Raw genomic sequence first — 18,480 nt, 5'->3', positions numbered from 1 at the left:
GAGATAGCTATGCATCAAACATCAGATCGAGCGTATTTGAAATTGATCGGACCCTGGATACGGGATGCGAAGAAATGGTTGTATCGTTGTCCGGATCGTCCGGAACTGGTTTGCTACGGTACAGGTTACAATGATTGGGGTGTACAGACCCATCAAAAAGCATTGGCTGCATTTGCTGTTTGGGGAACCGCCTCCGATCTGAACCTTGAAACCGCGATGGATCAGGATGAAATACGCTCGCTCGCGTTGTCGATGCTGCGCTTCAATCTGGCTTCGCATCAAACAGGAGATTATCACTGTCTGGATGGAGGCAAGTGGGGGCATACCTGGATTAGCGCCCTTGGCATTGAACGCATGATGCATGGCGTAGAAGCACTAAGGGCCTATATGAACGATGAAGATCAGCTTCGATTAGAATCCATGCTGATATCGGAAGCGGATTGGTTGCTGGATAACTATACGGTTGTTGCTGGACTTATTGATATGTTGGATGGCAAAAGCCGTAATAAACCTGAAAGCAATCTATGGAACGGTGCGCTGCTGCATCGCACGGCGATGCTGTTTCCACAAGCCAAGCGAGCGGAAGAATACTTGGAGAAAGGGACCCATTTTCTATTGAATGGTATCTCTGTTCCGAGCGATTCCCAATCTACACGGCTATACGCGGGGCGTCCCCTTTCCGAATGGCATGAGGGAGCAAACTTCTTTGAATCGTATGCGCTTCATCATCATAGCTATTTAAATGTCGGCTATATGGTTATTTGTCTGTCCAATATAGCAATGCTTCATTTTGCTTATCGTTCTCAAGGCAAGCGTGCGCCTGAAGCCTTGTATCATCACGCCGCGGATTTATGGCGCGTTTTGAAAGAAATGATATTTCAAGACGGTCGCTTGCTTCGGATTGGTGGCGATACACGTGTGCCTTATTGCTATTGTCAGGATTACGCGATCCCGATGTGGCTATTTATCGAGGATTACTTACAAGAGGATTGTTCGCATATGGAAGCAGGATGGTTGGCCCAATTAAGTGAGGAAGCGGAATCCAACAGGGATGGATCGTTTTTATCCAGTCGTTTGAATCGACTGGCTGAACGCTCTCCTGTCTATTACACCCGATTGGAATCTGATCGGGCAGTGACGTTGTCGATGGGCGCAGCATGGAAGCATTGTGTTGGTGAGCTGCCGCAAAAAGAGAGTGTGAATGATCAACGGGAACGAGTTGATCATTCGAGGCAGCCTGCCTATTGGCATGATGATTTCCATGGTGCCTCTCTGGTTCGATCTGAGAAGCGCATCGCATCCTGGGTGTGGAAATCAGCAGAGAAGCCAACTGGCCTATGTTTGCCGCCAAAGGCCAGCAGCCTGGCGGAATGGAGATGTAATCTTGCTGGCTCGATCATCGGACTTGGGAGCGTGAATAAGTCTGAAGTGACACAGTATCATGATTATACTTTTCCTGGAGGATTCGCAACGATCGGTACATTAGCTGTGAGAGCAGAGAGGTTCGTTGCGGAAGGTGAGTCATCCGCACCGATGGCCAAGCATCATATCGCTTATGTGGCCTTGCCTGATGATCAGACAGTAGCTGTTATGCAATATGCAGTAGCTGTAAACAGAGCATATGTCCGGCAATTGCGCGGGTTGCATTTACATGTTCCTAACGACGTGTATAATCAATATTCCCGCACTTACACTACGGATTCAATCGAGATAGACATCGATGGTCAATCAACGGAAGAACGCTATGAGGCGTTGGATTCGAACTGGTTGAATATCGACAATCAAATTGGCGTTGCCCGGGCATATGGCCCTAAGCTGGGACTATACTGCCCTGGAAAGCGCAATATACATTTGAAGCAATATCCGTGGGTGGATCAATCAATGGATGTTGGCTTACTGCGAACGGATCAAATTGTGCAGGAATTTTCAAATACACTTCAAGCAGTAGATAAAGGGCAAACGATACTAGACAATGGATTTTTTATACTTGCGAATGCGGATGCCCAACAAACAGCAATGGCTTCTGCTAGTTCAAGTCAAGCACACCTGCAAGTACAAACATCATCTCCAGGGGTAAGGTGGATGACAGTAAAAGGAGCCGATGGTCTGCATTATGCAATCATTGCCAATTTCAGCAATGAGCAAGTCGAATGCCAGATGTCGACAAACAGCGAGATGAGGAAATGGATGGGTTGCGATTCTGCAGCTATTTATGTACCTGCGAATGGGGTGAGTACCACAATTCAATTGGATAAGAATCGCATTGCTGTATATACATTTTGAATAAAAGGGGGAAGGGCTTTGTTCGCAAAGGCCCTTCCTCCTTTTATATGTTTAGGAGTCAGAGACGGAGAAGAATGACAATTGTTTTTTGAATTGGTATGGAGTAACGCCTGTGTGTTTCTTGAAGAGTTGGCAAAAGTAGGAGACATTCGCAAGGCCAAGCCTATCTGCGATTTCATTGACCTGCCAATGGGTTTCCAATAACCACTTGCGGGCTAGGCTGACTCTTCGTGTGGCTACATATTCACTATAGCTGCAACCTATGTCTTTGTGAAACAATGTGGATAAATAATTAGCGTTAAGATGAAGGGCTTTAGCCGCAGATTCTATCTTACTGTCCTCCATGAAGTGATCCTCAATCCATTCCATTACTTTTTCGGAATGGCCTTTTACACGTGCAGTCGTGATCTTGTTATCGCTGGTAAGAGGAACTTGCTGCTCGAGCCATTGCAGCATGGCAATCGCTGTTACTTTACACAACTCTATACGAGGATTCAATAGCTGAATACTTTGAATCAGAGGATGGTATTCATGTAGATATGCGATAAATGGAAAGTCTAATGGGGAAGTGAGCAGCTTCTTCAAGTAGTTCTGCAGTACTGGATAAGGAGAGAGCATCGATTGAAAGGCTATGGGTTCGATGACTAGAAAGGATCTAATTGCTTCAGACTCGATGTCAAAGCGGATGCGATGAAGCTGAAACGGCTGGAAAATGAGAACCATGCCTTGCTGTAATATCGTATGAGTACCATCACAAATCACCGATCCCCCGCCTTTGTGGAGATAGAAGATTTCCAAGCCTTGATGAGAATGAAAGATATCGTGTCCGTATTGCTGATCGGTCTGAAAGCTCCAATAAAAAGGGAATTTGTGCAGACCAATATGTTGAACCTGCTTCATGGAACAGCTCACCTCATATCTGAGAATAACCGTATTTTATCAGGAATATCAGCTACATTACAACTTAAAATATGATTATGATTAGCATATAATATGAAACCCACTCATTGGAGGTTGTTATATGACCGAGCAAATGGATCAAGAGTCTTTCGCTATTGATATTGATCAAAAAGTACTACTGCTAACTGTTGCTGGACATGGTCATGTTTATTTACGTCCTGTTGATTCCAATCACAGGTTAAAACAATTGTTCTGGCTGGAGTTTGAATTATCAAGGCTAGCCATGGGATGGGCACCTTGTTTTCCAGATTGGGATATTAAAGGTGAACTTATTCGGCTGGCCTACCTGCACACTGTTCATATGAAAGCTTTGAAAGAGCGCATTGGTGAATTGGCTGGTAGTGGAATTAATGACCGTGCGCGAACGCCTGTTAGCTTTCTCGAAGGGTTTCAATGCGTGTCGTTAGCTCCTGGATTAGCTGAATTTGCCTATGCGTACCGGGCATTGGTTCATGCCTTACAGGAAGCATACAGCAAGCTTGAATTGGAGATGGACCCTATACTGGATGCACCTTCGATTGATGTTTTTCGATTAATTGAAAGAGATACCCGTACTCACCTGGAGTGGCCAGAACGGTTCATAAGATTTGCCTACTCGGAACAACCAGAGTTGAATCAACGTTATATGAATTGGACGATCTACACCAATCAAGTCATCTTCACCATGCTGCGGCATGCAGGGGATAAAGAGGTGAAATGGCCGACTCCACTAGCCATAGAAGCGATAGGACCTGTACCGGCTGTCGCAGCGCCGGATGCCAGATTTCCACTACATGACCCAAAGATTCATGGGGAAGCCAATTTGCTTAGAGATTCTAGCAGCCCGCTTAATGACAGTGTGAAGCAAATGATTTATATCAATGCGACTGAAATGACTTCGGCGGAATCTATGGCGTATCTGTATTATGGCGTGCAAAACATGCCCATGGATTTCTATATCGATGTTGCCCGTCATACTTGGGATGAAGTGAGGCACAGCCAAATGGGTGTCCGCCGCTTGAAACAGCTCGGATATCAAACAGAGCAGTTTCTCTGGGCAGGAACTCAGGCGCTGACTTCAGAGAACCTTCCGGCTATTTTTCCGGAATTTTATGCAACTTTGACGATGGTAGCTGAACCATGCTCATTTTTCAAAAAACGTAAATCCATCGACGCCTTTTGGAAATTCGGTGATGCGCTTTCTGCCATTCAATCTGAATTCGATATATCAGATGAGCGTATGCATGTGGATTTTGGACAAAAGTGGGGAGCGAAGTTGTTTGAACATATAGAAGATTTTGAGACGGCTAAATCAGTTCAGGAGAAAGTTCGTGCTCGGAGACTTCGCCATGTAGGGGTACAAGATTCAGAAATCGAGGGCCTGCTGAAAAATTTTCCTTCCTTATGCGGGTTCACGACCAAAGAACTGGTTTATGATCAATATTGATGACAATGATGCCCGTAAGATGCACTTTAAAAGTGCTCTTTTACGGGCATTTTTTAAAGTCCGTGTAAGTAGATTCCTCCTTAATCTCAACACAGCCTAGGAATTGTTCAAGAATCCATTAAAATCACAGGAATTCTTCAAAAGAATAGTGCAAATGGAGAGGGATTTATCGATTTATTAGTGTTCGGGCAGGCAGTTTACATGCTAAATTAAGGCTACAAACACAGCTTGGATAAAAAGGAGTGACGCAATGTCAAAGCAACGAACGTTTCATACAAAGCATACAAGACAATTAACCATACTAGCGCTGCCAGCCATATTGTTGCTGTTTTTATTCAACTATATCCCTATGGCAGGCGTTATCCTTGCATTCAAGAACTATCGGATTGATAAGGGGATATGGGGAAGTGATTGGTCAGGATTTAAAAATTTCGAATTTTTCTTCTTATCCCAAGATGCTTGGCGAATTACTCGAAATACGGTAGGCCTTAACCTAATTTTTATTGTTACAGTGATCTTGGGAGCTGTCATATTCGCTATTCTTCTCAGTGAAATTACGAAGAAAAAGTGGGTCAAATGGTACCAAACGACGATGTTTTTTCCATATTTCCTATCTATGCCTGTTGTAGCTTTCATCGTACTCGCCTTTCTGGATATTGATTTAGGCGTGATGAATCACTTGCTTATCAAGGTCGGGATAGAACCCATTCACTGGTATGCTGAGGCTGCTTATTGGCCGTATATTTTGACCATCGTCAACTTCTGGAAGTCAATTGGTTACAATATGATCATTTTCTATGCAGCCTTAATGGCGCTTGATCGCAGTTATTATGAAGCAGCTGAGGTGGATGGGGCATCACGCATGCAGATGAGACTTCAGATTACCATTCCTTTGTTATTGCCAATTGTGATTATTATAACGATTCTTGATCTTAGCCGTATTTTTTATTCGGACTTTGGATTGTTTTACTTAGTTACACAGGGCTCAGGATCTTTATTTTCCACGACAGATGTCATCGATACCTATGTATACCGTTCATTACGTGTTGTAGGTGATATTGGAATGGCTTCAGCTGCTAACCTATACCAAGCTTTTGTTGGATTTGTGCTTGTCATCACGGTTAATTGGATTGTTCGAAGGGTGAATTCAGATAGTGCGCTATTTTAAAATTAGGGAGAAGGTGAACACGCATGAAAGCTGCTAAACCTCTAAATCAATCGAAACAGGTGTTTACTCATTTATTATTTATCATCATTGCACTGGCTTGTATTTATCCAGTTCTTCTGATTAGTGTCATATCGATAACCGAATTCAAGTCCATTTATGATTATGGATACTCCGTTATTCCTCACAAAATTAGTTGGGATGCTTATATTTATTTATTTGCCGATGCGTCGAAAATATTGAAATCTTACGGTGTCTCCATTTTTGTAACGTTTGTAGGGGGAAGTTTGTCACTCATCATCCTTTCGATGATTGCCTATCCACTATCGAGAAACGATTACAAGTATAAAAATAAATTGAGCTTCTACGTATTTTTCACGATGTTGTTTAATGGGGGGCTTATTCCTACCTACATCGTGGTTACACAATATTATCATTTGAAAGATTCGATATGGGCGCTCATTTTGCCATACCTTGTACTACCGTTTTATGCGCTCTTACTACGGACATTCTTCTCAGCGATCCCCAAAGAAATTATTGAGGCAGCGCATATGGACGGGTGTAATGAGTATCGCGTTTTATGGGGAATAATCTTTCCCATGTCTACTCCCGCACTTGCAACGGTAGGTTTGCTGTGTGTGTTACGGTATTGGAACGATTGGTTCCTGAGCTTACTCTATATAAATAAGGCTAATCTCGTACCGCTTCAGTTATTACTGCGCAATATGATTAACAATATTCAAGAGATTGCGAACGAGGCAGCTCAAAATGGCGGGTTAGTGCAAAATATTGAATTTCCTTCCGAATCTGCACGTATGGCAATGGCTGTTGTTGCTGCAGGACCTATGCTTTTCATCTTTGTCTTTTTCCAAAAGTATTTTGTGCAAGGCTTAACGGTTGGTGCAATTAAAGGGTAACAATCAGACATGGCTATATCCCGAATGGGTTAGCATATAATCGAAAAATAGGGAGGGTTTTGCAACATGAATAACAAAGTAAAAAGCATTTCACTCTTAATATTAACAGCAATGACTTCGGTAACGGTGCTTGCCGCTTGTGGGAAAAGTGATTCCACTACTGCTACGACTCCTTCAAAGGACGCAAACGCAGTAGCTACACAGGCAGCGAAATTGGCTCCTGTGAAGCTGAAATGGATACTGCGTTCAACACCTCAAAAAGATCAACAGCTCGTTCAAGATGAAATGAATAAAATTCTAAAAGAGAAAATTAACGCGGAGGTTGAATTAACTTTCATCGATCCTGGCGCACCGTATGACCAGAAAGTGAAAACGATGATCGCTGCTGACGAGGATTACGATATTATGTTTACTGGAGGTCCATTAGTATATGGTGATTTCTATGGATCCGTTTCCAAAGGAGCGTTCCTCCCGATAACAGATTTGATTAAGAAATATGCGCCAAAAACGTATGCTCAGATTCCTGAATCCTTTTGGAAATCGGTCACGGTAAAAGGGCAGATGTATGGCGTTCCTAACTATCAAATCGTTGCCCGTCAGAATGGGATTATTGCACAGAAAAATATTGCTGATAAATACAGTATCGATATCACGAAACTAACGAAATTTGAAGATTTAGAAACGCTTTTAGTTAAAATTAGAGATGGCGAACCAAAGTCGAAAATTCCTTTCACGTTAGATAAATTGGGTGTTTGGAATAATATGCTCACCTATTACGGACTTGAACCTGTCGGTGCCTCCAATACTGTGGGGATGGCGAAGATCGATGATGCGAATGGGAAAGTCATTAACCAGTATGCAGACCCTGCATTTAAGCAACATATTGTTTTGTTGAATGACTGGTTTAAAAAAGGATTTATTAATAAAGATGCAGCAACGCTTCCTTCTGCACTTACTACTTACACCAAAGCGGGTAACACCATGACGGGCTGGTCCAATTGGAAACCGGGTGGAGATGCAGATGGTAAAGCGCTGAATAACGGAAATGATGTGATTTACAAGATCTTAGATAAACCTTTTGTTACGAACGAGAATGTCTCCACAACACTTCAGGCGATTAATAAAAAGTCTAAAAATCCAGAAAGAGCTATGATGCTCATTGAATTAATGAACACGGATAAGCAGTTATATAATTTAATTACTTTTGGTATCCAAGACAAACATTATAAGAAACTGTCAGATAATCGAATCGAGTTGGTTAAAGATAGCGCATATTATCCAAATAAAGCATGGGCGTTCGGTAATCAATTTAATGCTTATCTCCAACCAGGTCAAGATGATAATGTTTGGCAGCAAACGATAGACTTAAATGCAAAAGCAACATCATCCAAGCTGCTAGGATTTGTTTTCGATCAAGAGCCAGTGAAAACGGAAATCGCTCAGTGTCAATCTGTATTCGATGAATATCTGCCTGGATTGTGGACCGGGTTTGTAGATCCTGAGAAATTCCTGCCTGAGTTCCTAGCTAAACTACAAACTGCTGGTTCAGATAAAATCATTGCGGAGAAACAGAAGCAACTAGATGCATGGAAAGCGGGCAAGTAATTCATTCATTTACGTGACAAGGCATTTGGCCGCTCGAAGTTTTCGAGCGGCTAAATGATATATTCACCCTTAGGGAATAAGTTATGCTATCATGAAGAATAAATTCTTCTGGGGGCTACCGAGTTGAAAGCATTGAAATTAATTGAGAAGCTACGATTCCAAATTTTGTTCAAGATCTTCTTTTACATAGCGGTATCCATGATACTTATTGTTGTTATTCTTTCTCAGATTCTGTATCGAAGTTTTGAGAAAGAAGGGTTGAATATTGCCTATACCTATAATCAGAAAGTATTAACGCAACTTAGCTATGACATCAGTTATATGAATGACATGGTAAAAAGTTTTATGATTGTTCAATATCAGTCACCAGGCAATCAGCAAATTATGCATCGCGAAGCCAATAACAATTTCTTTGATACACAGAAGTTTATTAACCAATTTAGAAATTCAGTGACAAGCAATAGTATGATTTCGAGTGCTGTTTTGTATAATCGTCATATTCCTGAATATGCCTCAACGTTTTATGGAAGCGCTGACAATTACGACGAGCAGTTAAAGAGTTTAATTAAAAATCCTAAGCAAATTAAAGTTCTTCAACCCATACCCCGTTTATTATCGAAGGATGTATATGGCATTGATAATGATGTCTTTACCTATTTTCTTTATGACGATATGACCAGTAATGGAGAAATTGATGGGGCGTTGATTGTCAACGTTAAATCGGAGTGGCTACGAAACAATTTGATTAAATCTAGCAGCAAGGGCACGAAATTAACGATTATTGATCATCAGGGACAGGTCATTGTAGATAGCAGCCGTCAGCAAGAAATGTTTAGCCCCTTTAGTGAAACCTACATGAGCAAGATTAGCGAGAATCAAGATAGCGGCAATAGCTTTATTCATGACGACAAGGTCGTTAGTTATTTCCCTATTCCCCAAACGACCTGGTTGCTAGTGGCGGAGGAACCGTATAAACAAGTATTCGAACCTATTCGTAAAGTAAGAACGCAAACACTTGGCTTTACGCTGATCTTTCTGACGATCGGTTTAGTTCTAGCTATTTATATTTCCCGGAGGATCTATAAACCATATGGAAATTTAGTCAAAATGGCTCAGAAATGGGGCAATATCGACCTGGTGAAATCTCATTTTAATAGTGAGTCGGAATTCTTAACCAGAGCCATGGATATAAGCTTCGCGATGAGTGGCGATTTGGAGAAATATAAAACGTCTACACTTGATATTGTTGCGGATAATCATTTAAAGTCGATTTTACTAGAAAGCAATGATAAGAAATCCAGTGATATTCCAAACGATAAGTTGGATGAGTGGCTGAGTAATCCAACTGACTTGTTGCTGATCGTGTTTAAGATTGATCAAATGCGGTTGTTCGACAGAATGAATAAAGAGGAGAAACGTCTTATTTATTTTGCGCTTACCAATATAGCTAACGAAGTATTTGGCAGTAAACATGCGTATATGAAAACAAGTATGGGGAACGGAGAATTCGTTTATGTGCTTGAATCGGTGTATCCTCCTGATCAATGGGTAGAGCAAATTCAAAGTATGCTTTCTATAACAAGGAGAATTACGCCGGGAATTACGATTTCTGCTGCTATAAGTGATTTGATTCAAGACACGTCACAATTACATGTGGTTTACATGAAGACTGTGCAAATGTTTGAATATCGGATCTTTTATGGGAATAGCGCAATACTCTTAACCAGTAATATCAGTCAGAGAAACAGTTCTGTGCGTGACGAGATCCCAGAGGACAAAGTGAATAAATTCATAGAAAATTTGAAAATCGGACATTACGAAAGCACGAAGGTACAATTTGAGGAGATCGTAAATCTAGTTTCAAATGGCGATGGTAATCAGCTTATTTTGTTCCTAGTTCGACTTGTGTTCAGCATAAATAAAGCCTTACAAGAATTGAATTTGAATCGTATGGAGCCGATTGAGTTTCATGTAAGTTCTTTTTGCAGCGAGTTAATGAATCAAGGAACACTAGATGGCATTCATGAACAATTCAACAGTTTATTGTTGTATATTGCCGAGAAGCTAAAAGTAGACACTACCAAAAAGCACAGTATCTTAGTCAATTCGATTTTGGATTATATCCATGAGGAATATGAGAAGGGTGATATTGGTCTAAAGGAAATAGCAGTTGCGTTTAGAATGTCTCCTGGTTATTTGGGACAAATCTTCAGGGAAGCTATGAACAAGTCAATCGCACAATATATTCACGATATGAGATTAGAGAAGGTCATGGATCTTCTTCGCCATACCAATTTAAGTGTTCGAGACATCATCTTTAAGGTCGGCTACTCGAATGAAGCGAACTTTTATAAATTATTTAAGAAACAGTACGGGATAACTCCGAATGAATATCGTCAAAATATTTTGATTCAAACGAGAGAACGAGAGTGAGGAAACGGACTTTGAAGTCCTGAGACTAGATAGGAGGTGTTTGGTATGAATGGGGCAACAAGCAGTTCATGGTTGGATCTGTTTAATCGTGAACGTGAAGAGGTGCTGATTGAAGAGGGACTTATCAATTTACGACGACCTGGTCATACGATAGAGGCATCCAAAGTCGATGAGGCACATGAAGGACGTGCAACGGCGGCCTTTTATGCCGTGGGTACAGGTCTAGGCGAATTGAATGCAGAGCAGGGGCTCCAATTACTCCATGCCTTAGCAGAGTTGCAAGATGTTGATCCTGAAAGTCCCTTTTACGGAGGATTTCGCTGGTATAAAGAAGAAACTCGCGTGAAAGATACGAACGCGGCTTTCTTTATTCTCATGCCTTTAGTCGTACTTCGGTTAAAGCTTGCGGATCGAATTCCCTCTGATCATATCGATTATATGAATTTGATGCTAGATTTGGGTATACAGTGGTTTGAAAAGGAAATTGAACATGCTATTCTCTATTATCCGAACAAGATCCTTAGTGATGGGGCTTTATTGCTCGGTCTTGCCCGCATTTGCGAGAGGGATGAAGCCTATGATAAAGGAGTTGCTTTCTTTGAGCGATGGTTGGCCTATACACGGCGTCGCGGCTGGGGCTGGGGAGAAAATGCTTCCCTAGTCTATATTCAGATTATCATCAATGCGTTGAAAATAGCAGCAGACTCGCTGCGTCCAACGGAACTCGACTTGCGTTACAGGCTAATGGAGGTTATTGGCGAACAATTAGACTATGTGCGGTTTCATAATGGCATGGAGCTGGTACCTGCTATCCGTAGTTACAACTTTGCAGGTGAGCTGCATGTGGGAACCTATCTTTGGGATATTTCAGGTGTAAGTCGAGAGGCTTACGAATCAGGGAAGCCATATGAAGATCTGTGGAATGCGATATCGCTGTTACTTTTTGAAGAGGAGATCGGGGGTGCTGCTGGTAGCTCTCCAGCGGTACCGAGGGTTAGAGAGGAACGGATATTTGATAATGCCTATGCCTATACTTGGATAGGCCATCATGGGCGATTAGGGAGCATGAACCGCTTTCCGGTAATGCCCGGGTCCTATCAATGGCCAACCTGGGGATTGGCTTGGCAGAGCTTTCCGATTTCTTTTGCCATAGAGGGTCATCAGGTTTCCTATTTGAGATGGTATGTTCACGATGGGGAGCAAGTGAGAACACATCCGGCGTATAAGAAGCAAGCTTATCTTAATCCCGGATTGTTCCGCGAAGAATGGTATCCAGATATACAACTCCGGTCCGCTCAGAAGGAGAATGCACTTGTTGCGGTTCGCAGCATGAGCGGCGTGAATAATGAGGTCACAGAGATCGCGGATGAATGGGTCGTTCATCGGTTTACCGGTGAGGTAGAGGCATATGTAAGCGGAGATGGCGTTCAGTGGCTGGCGTTGAAATATCCGAACGCTACCTTGTTGGTGGCCGCATTAATGGGAATCCATAGTGACGATCGTGCACGCGGAGCGATGGATATACAGGTAGTGAAAGAAGAAGGGACCTTAAGACTTCGTCAGGTACTACATAGATCCATGTTAGAGGGGATTCATCATCCTAGGTTGGAGGCAGGCTGGGCTGTTTATATGGTTGATTCGGCTTTGCAGGTATTGGATATTCAAAGGCTGATGGGTCGATTATCAATTAAGGATAAGTCCCTGCAAGATGGGGAAGTTCCTCGAGAAACGTATATGGAGATCAGAGACATCGCAATTATTTTTGATGGTGTGGAAGTTGTTTCTTTAAAGGTAGATCCACATTATATGAATTAATAAACGGGAGACGTTTGAGTACTTCTTATGTAATTGTTACGAGCTGTAACTATATCCATAATTGCTTTTGTAAGTCCGCTTGGACATTACAAAGGTTTTTTTTATTTCGTCTGCTTGTTCGCCCCGGATGATAGTCGGGCTTTATCTGATAAAGTCCCAATGGTGCTTCTGTAAGCTTGTTTTTCATCAATAACACATGGTCTTATTTTTATAACAAATATTGTTATTAAATCAATTGCTTTCCAATTATTTCTACAGCCGAGCCTTAACATATCTTGCGAATGCCTTAGCCTGAATAGAAATGCCATTAGGGCTGCAATGAACGGACCACAAATCTCGATACAGATAATCCGGATCTTTAAATGGGATAAGAATCAATTTACCATCACGAATGTCAGGATGATGGTTGAGTGAAAAATCATCCATTATGCTAAACGCGTAATCTGACTTAATAAAGTCTCTCACAAGTGTGCTATTGTTCGTAGTCGCGAAAACCGGATTATGCGCTAAATTCGTTCTTCTGACCATTTCTTTGTGAGTGACGGATTCTAACAATACGATATTTTCGTTTTCTAGATCTTTGGCGGATACAGAATCCTTGAAACGAAAACGAGAATCTTTGCCAATACAAACACAAATATGACTCCTGTAGATGGTTTCAATTTCAATGTTTTTTTGAGGCTGTATGTCTTTATGTTCACCAACAAAAGCAAGATCCACACGATGATTATTGATATCGTCAGCAATATGTTCATGCAATTTTTCTTGGAGTTCGATGTGAACATCGGTATGTTCTTTCCTAAAGGCTACTAATGCGTCACATATTACATGTCCAAAAGCGGCCGTGAAGGCAATCTTTAAATGTATTTTTTTCGGAGTATTCAGTTTTTTTATATCATCGCATAGTTCATTATATTTGATTTGCATTTCCAGTGACTTGGCAAGTACGAGTCTTCCTTCCAAGGTAGGAATCGTTCCTTTGTTGGATCGTTGGAAGATCGTAATACCTAGTTCACTTTCAATAGATAAAATAGATTGACTAATGGCTGAGGGTGTTATGTGTAACTTATCTGCAGCTTTTCGGATTGATCCTTCTTTGGCTACTTCAAGAAGATATCCTACTTGCTCTAAATTCATCGTTCCACCCCTCATACGTTAAGTAATAGTATACATAGTGTGTAAATATACTCGTTTTACTAACATCTATATTAACTATACAATAATTCCTAGTGCTGAAGTAGTTCTTTTGAATCATTATTTTTATGTAAAATGGGTTTGCTTGTCGAACATCGATGTTATTTTTTTAATATTCCGTCGAAAAATAACCCCGGCAATGCGAAAGTAAGCATTGGTTGTGGGTATATTTTTTTGTTTCATTCTTTAGCACAATTGCTGGATTAAATAGAGGTTTGCAGTAGGGGATGATGTGGGATGAATCCGATGGATAAATATGGCGTACTGGTTGTTGATGACTCCAGCCTGATGAGACAAATGGTCACGGCGCTCTTTGAGCAGGATGAGCAGTTTTTTATTGTGGGAACTGCGGAGAATGGGAATGAAGCGTTGGACTGGATTGTGGAGTTTAGGCCGGACTTGGTTGTCATGGATGTTGAGATGCCGGAAATGGATGGACTGACTGCTCTTGAGTTTATTATGAACCATTGTCATGTTCCTGTGGTGATGCTCAGCAGTTACACATCAGAAGGCTCACAGCAAACGATTCAAGCCATGCGAACAGGTGCTGCGGATTTTTTTCATAAAGATATGCTGTTTCAAAAACCGAGTAACCCGATGATTACGGCAGATTTCCTGCATCGTTGTAAAATTGCCATCAAAAACGGCGTGGACCGTTTCCGTGGAACATTCGCAACCTCCAATGAAATGGCTTTAAATGTGCTCATTCATTGGATGAATTATAGCATTAAATTAGAGGAAGATTTGCAGTTTGCAGAGCGAGAATTAAGTAAGGTTTTGACGCAGCAGAACGGTATGATTATCAAGTTTATGGAGGAGCGGGGGAACTTCATTCATACGAGTTGTGAGGGGGAACTTATGGTTCGGATGGGGCTCCAACAGGATGAAATCATTGGCAAAGAGCTGCATGAATTTTATCCCCCAGAGATCGCAAAGCATCACGGAATCCATTACATCAAGGCATGGTCCGAACAAACGAATATCCAGTATGAGACCACTTGGAATACGATCACTTATTTAACGCTGTTAAGGCCAGTCATTCGGGATGACAAAGTGGTTAAGGTGATTTCCTTGAGTGTCGATATTACAGAGCAAAAAAGAATGGAAGAACGCATGAACTACTTGACGAATAACGATCAACTGACAGGTCTGCCTAACCGCATGTACCTCTCTGAACTTCTTCACGAGAACTTGGAAGTGGCGAGATCGTCAACGCATAGTTTGGCTGTTTTTTATATAGGATTAGATCATTTCAAGTTAATTAACGATAAGTTGGGACACGAAACAGGAGATTGGATTTTAAAAATCGTGGCCCGCAGGCTGGAGCGCTGCAATCCGGGAAGACAAAGAGTCGCACGAGTGGGTGGAGATACATTCATTTTGATACTGCCTTTCACCAATCCGGAGCAACTATTATCCACCGCAGAGCAAATCACCAGTGCCATTCAAATGCCGATTCAGTTGAACGGACATGAGATTCATATTCATCTAAGCATTGGGATTAGCCAGTTCCCGCAGGATGCCCCCGACGTAGAAGGCTTGATGGCAGCTGCGGAAATGGCCATGTTCGATGCCAAGGACCAGGCGCACAGCAGCTATCAATTTTATAGCAGCAAAATGAATGAACGGTTTCAGAAACGGATGGAGCTTGAAAATCACTTGCGTAAGGCAATAGAAAACAAGGAACTGCGTCTTTGCTATCAACCTGTTGTTGATTCGAACACGGGGCGAATTGTCGGGATGGAAAGCCTTATCCGTTGGCATCAAGCGGAGCTTGGCTACGTCTCGCCAGCAGACTTTATACCCGTAGCTGAGGAGACTGGACTTATTATTGAGATTGGAGAATGGGTGTTAAAGGAAGCATGCAGGCAAAACAAAAGATGGCAGGATGCTGGCCTCCCCAAATTATTCGTTGCGGTAAACTTGTCCAGCCGCCAGTTTTATGATCCGAGGTTGAGTAGGGTGATCCAGCGTATTTTGGAAGAGACGGGATTGTCTCCTCACTATTTGGAGCTAGAAATAACCGAAAGTATGACGATGGATGTCAAAGTGGCATTGGATACACTTTATGAACTTAAAAAGCTGGGCGTTCAACTAGCCATGGATGATTTCGGGACAGGCTATAGCTCTCTCGGGTATTTAAAGGACTTCCCGATCGACAAGATGAAGATTGATCAGGCCTTCATCAAGGGATTGAAGCAAAGTCCCGTGAATGCTGCAATTGTGAATACGATGATTACAATGGCGAAAAATCTGGATCTTGTCGTCGTGGCTGAAGGCGTGGAGACAGAGGAGGAGCTGCAGCTGCTAAGAGAGTATGGCTGTGGACTCGTTCAGGGCTATTATTTCAGTCCTCCCGTCGATGCGGAACGGATTGAAGAGCTTTTATCTACCATGAACAAATAAGGATTAAAAGATAGAGAAATGTATGTTCGGAAAGGAGGAACCAAGCTTGGATGAGTTCGTTAACGATGACTATTATCATGCTACCATGAGTTTGGAACTCGAAAGCAGAAAGCAGTACTTGGTCGAACTGCGGCATCAACTTGACATTTTAAAACAAAATGTTCTGAAAGAGGGACGCGATGAAACCATTCGGCAAGCAAGGGAATGGTATCGGATTGCACATACAATGAAAGGTACGGCTCCTATTCTGGGGCTGGCGCGGATTGGGGTACTTGCAACCCAAGTTGCTGAATGCTGGGAATGGAGCTATGAAGTAAGTGCTTTAGATATAGGCAATATACAGATAAGGTTTGATGATTGTATCTTAGTCAGTCGTCCGCTTATGAATGAACTTGAAATGGAATACGAAATCAACTGCAAGGAGTTCCTTTTGGAACAAAAGGAAGAACAGTTCCGAGAGGTTCTCCCCTCTCATCTTCGTAAAAGCAGATTGCTTATCGTGGATGATGATAGTGTTCTGCGGACGTATTTGACACGCAAGCTTAGGCTTGAAGGATATCAGGTGGATGAAGCCTCCAATGTGGTTGATGCGATCAGTCTGCTCAGGAAGCATGAATATCAGTTAATTACGCTTGATCTCATGATGTACCCGCATAGTGGTTACGAAATATTTGAGGTCCTAAAGGAAGATCCGATGATTAAATGGCTGCCGATGATCGTGTTGTCAGGCCGTAACGACATTTCGGATGTGACGCGATGTTTCCGACTTGGCGCGGATGATTTCGTCACGAAACCATTTCGGTATGAAGAACTAAGCGCGCGGATTCAACGTCTGCTGCTGCGACACATGGAGTTTGCGCTCATGGCGTTTAACGATCCCTTGACGGGTATCCATAATCGGCGATATTTTGACCTTCAGCTTCAAGTAGAAATCAATCGTGCTAAGAAATACGATGAACCATTGACGATGGTCATGATCGATATCGATCACTTTAAAGATGTAAATGATAAGTATGGACATCCTGTCGGCGATCTCGTACTTCAGAGATTTGGACATTTGCTTCAAAGTAATGTGCGTCAAACCGATATTCTTGCCCGCTTGGGAGGGGAAGAGTTTGGGATCATTATGCCAGGCACTACGGATCAGGAAGCAGAAAGTATGATGAAGCGGATTCTGGAGCAAGTTCAAAACGAGCCCATCGCACATGGTGATAAGTTTGATTATTTTATTACCTTTTCCGCAGGGATCGCGTCATGGATGGCAAGCAACTCGGTGAAAAGGTGGATGGAATTAGCCGATTATGTGCTGTACAAAGCGAAACAGACTGGACGTAATCGTATCATCAAGACATCGTTCAAAAATACGAAAAAAGGGAAACCCGCTTCAGAACCACCAGCTCAGCAAACGAAGACCATTCTGATCGCCGACGATGACCGGACACTTCGGACAATGATTGCAGATCGGTTCAGGAAAGAGCCTTATCAGTTGATTGAAGCAGCCGACGGCGTATCCGCCTATCAGATTATCGTAGAGCAGCAACCCGATATGTGTATTTTGGACTGTATTATGCCTGACATGAACGGATTCGAAGTTCTTGAACGGCTGCGTCAGGAAGGAACACGTCCTTCAAAAACAAAAATTATGCTGCTTTCCGGAAGAAACAAAGAGGAAGACGTGAATAAAGGTTTGCTGCTTGGTGCAAATGCCTATATGTTTAAACCTTTTTCATTAATTGATGTGGAAATGAAAGTTAGAGAGATGTTGTTTTAGCTATAAGGAGGCATAAAATGAACACGATTGTCGGACTCGGAGAATTGGCTTTCAGCAACAACACAGGCGATACGATCAAGACGTACGGACTTTCGTCGTGTGTGGCAGTGACCGCTTATTGTCCTTACACGAAGACAGCAGGCATGATACATATCGTATTGCCAGCACCCCGTTCAGACATGGATGCACGCACACGACCAGGGCATTTCGCGACAACTGGCGTTCCGTTATTTATCAACCAAATGGTTCAAAAATATGGCTGTCAAAAAGAAAATCTGCGGATTCATCTGTATGGAGGCGCAAATTCAATTAAACTTTCTCTCTTCGAAATTGGGAGTCAAAACCTTAAACAAGTTCAAAGTGTGCTTCGGAGCTTGAACTTGAGGCCAAGCAAGACAGAGGTAGGCGGCTTTGTGAGTCGAACGGTGGAGATCTCTGTGAATACAGGTGAGATTAAAATGAATGCTCTTCCACTAATCTCTTAGCAAGCTGATTAGGAAATCTG

The 18,480-nt window shown here is 42.3% G+C and carries 12 protein-coding genes; 10 read left to right on the top strand and 2 right to left on the bottom strand.

Annotation, left to right across the window (positions count from 1 at the left end):
- The first annotated feature begins 9 nt into the window (after positions 1-9).
- Complete coding sequence (locus AC58UX_RS05740) at positions 10-2,283, top strand: hypothetical protein (RefSeq protein ID WP_497250386.1); 2,274 nt, start codon at positions 10-12, stop codon at positions 2,281-2,283.
- Between the two features lie 51 nt (positions 2,284-2,334).
- Here the strand turns inward: AC58UX_RS05740 and AC58UX_RS05735 are convergent, their stop codons facing one another.
- Positions 2,335-3,183 (bottom strand): helix-turn-helix transcriptional regulator, encoded by an 849-nt coding sequence (locus AC58UX_RS05735; RefSeq protein WP_497250384.1) that lies wholly within the window; start codon positions 3,181-3,183, stop codon positions 2,335-2,337.
- A 121-nt stretch (positions 3,184-3,304) separates the two neighbouring features.
- Here AC58UX_RS05735 and AC58UX_RS05730 point away from each other — a divergent pair, with 121 nt between their 5' ends.
- From AC58UX_RS05730 to AC58UX_RS05705, 6 genes are all read left to right on the top strand, one after another.
- A complete protein-coding gene (locus tag AC58UX_RS05730) occupies positions 3,305-4,669 on the top strand; it encodes a DUF455 family protein (RefSeq protein WP_497250382.1) in 1,365 nt (454 codons plus the stop codon).
- Positions 4,670-4,919: 250 nt separating this feature from the next.
- Positions 4,920-5,837 carry an ABC transporter permease gene (locus AC58UX_RS05725; RefSeq protein ID WP_497250380.1) on the top strand — a complete coding sequence of 306 codons (918 nt, stop codon included), beginning with the start codon at positions 4,920-4,922 and terminating at the stop codon, positions 5,835-5,837.
- 23 nt (positions 5,838-5,860) lie between these two features.
- On the top strand, positions 5,861-6,751 hold the full coding sequence (locus AC58UX_RS05720) for a carbohydrate ABC transporter permease (protein ID WP_497250378.1): 891 nt from the start codon (positions 5,861-5,863) through the stop codon (positions 6,749-6,751).
- A 66-nt stretch (positions 6,752-6,817) separates the two neighbouring features.
- Positions 6,818-8,356: an ABC transporter substrate-binding protein gene (locus AC58UX_RS05715; RefSeq protein WP_497250376.1), complete on the top strand. Its 1,539-nt coding sequence runs from the start codon at positions 6,818-6,820 to the stop codon at positions 8,354-8,356.
- Positions 8,357-8,479: 123 nt separating this feature from the next.
- A complete protein-coding gene (locus tag AC58UX_RS05710; RefSeq protein ID WP_497250374.1) occupies positions 8,480-10,789 on the top strand; it encodes an AraC family transcriptional regulator in 2,310 nt (769 codons plus the stop codon).
- A gap of 45 nt (positions 10,790-10,834) precedes the next feature.
- A complete protein-coding gene (locus tag AC58UX_RS05705; RefSeq protein ID WP_497250372.1) occupies positions 10,835-12,604 on the top strand; it encodes a hypothetical protein in 1,770 nt (589 codons plus the stop codon).
- A gap of 252 nt (positions 12,605-12,856) precedes the next feature.
- Here AC58UX_RS05705 and AC58UX_RS05700 read toward each other — a convergent pair whose 3' ends face one another.
- Complete coding sequence (locus AC58UX_RS05700; protein WP_497250370.1) at positions 12,857-13,741, bottom strand: LysR family transcriptional regulator; 885 nt, start codon at positions 13,739-13,741, stop codon at positions 12,857-12,859.
- 294 nt (positions 13,742-14,035) lie between these two features.
- On the opposite strand from AC58UX_RS05700, the gene AC58UX_RS05695 reads away from it, so the two are divergent.
- From AC58UX_RS05695 to AC58UX_RS05685, 3 genes are read left to right on the top strand one after another with little or no spacing between them, the layout of a single operon-like run.
- On the top strand, positions 14,036-16,204 hold the full coding sequence (locus AC58UX_RS05695) for an EAL domain-containing protein (protein ID WP_497250368.1): 2,169 nt from the start codon (positions 14,036-14,038) through the stop codon (positions 16,202-16,204).
- A gap of 46 nt (positions 16,205-16,250) precedes the next feature.
- Positions 16,251-17,975 (top strand): response regulator, encoded by a 1,725-nt coding sequence (locus AC58UX_RS05690; protein WP_497250366.1) that lies wholly within the window; start codon positions 16,251-16,253, stop codon positions 17,973-17,975.
- 17 nt (positions 17,976-17,992) lie between these two features.
- Positions 17,993-18,460 (top strand): chemotaxis protein CheD, encoded by a 468-nt coding sequence (locus tag AC58UX_RS05685; protein ID WP_497250364.1) that lies wholly within the window; start codon positions 17,993-17,995, stop codon positions 18,458-18,460.
- Positions 18,461-18,480 lie beyond the last annotated feature (20 nt).

It is taken from the genome of Paenibacillus sp. J22P90 (genome assembly GCF_059692195.1).
The sequence above is the reverse complement of the archived record's forward strand: the minus strand, read 5'-3'. Positions and strand labels throughout refer to the sequence as shown.

Coding starts and splice junctions, on each gene's coding strand:
- AC58UX_RS05740 (WP_497250386.1), top strand. CDS start 10: ATGCATCAAACATCAGATCGAGCGTATTTGAAATTGATCGGACCCTGG.
- AC58UX_RS05735 (WP_497250384.1), bottom strand. CDS start 3,183: ATGAAGCAGGTTCAACATATTGGTCTGCACAAATTCCCTTTTTATTGG.
- AC58UX_RS05730 (WP_497250382.1), top strand. CDS start 3,305: ATGACCGAGCAAATGGATCAAGAGTCTTTCGCTATTGATATTGATCAA.
- AC58UX_RS05725 (WP_497250380.1), top strand. CDS start 4,920: ATGTCAAAGCAACGAACGTTTCATACAAAGCATACAAGACAATTAACC.
- AC58UX_RS05720 (WP_497250378.1), top strand. CDS start 5,861: ATGAAAGCTGCTAAACCTCTAAATCAATCGAAACAGGTGTTTACTCAT.
- AC58UX_RS05715 (WP_497250376.1), top strand. CDS start 6,818: ATGAATAACAAAGTAAAAAGCATTTCACTCTTAATATTAACAGCAATG.
- AC58UX_RS05705 (WP_497250372.1), top strand. CDS start 10,835: ATGAATGGGGCAACAAGCAGTTCATGGTTGGATCTGTTTAATCGTGAA.
- AC58UX_RS05700 (WP_497250370.1), bottom strand. CDS start 13,741: ATGAATTTAGAGCAAGTAGGATATCTTCTTGAAGTAGCCAAAGAAGGA.
- AC58UX_RS05695 (WP_497250368.1), top strand. CDS start 14,036: ATGAATCCGATGGATAAATATGGCGTACTGGTTGTTGATGACTCCAGC.
- AC58UX_RS05685 (WP_497250364.1), top strand. CDS start 17,993: ATGAACACGATTGTCGGACTCGGAGAATTGGCTTTCAGCAACAACACA.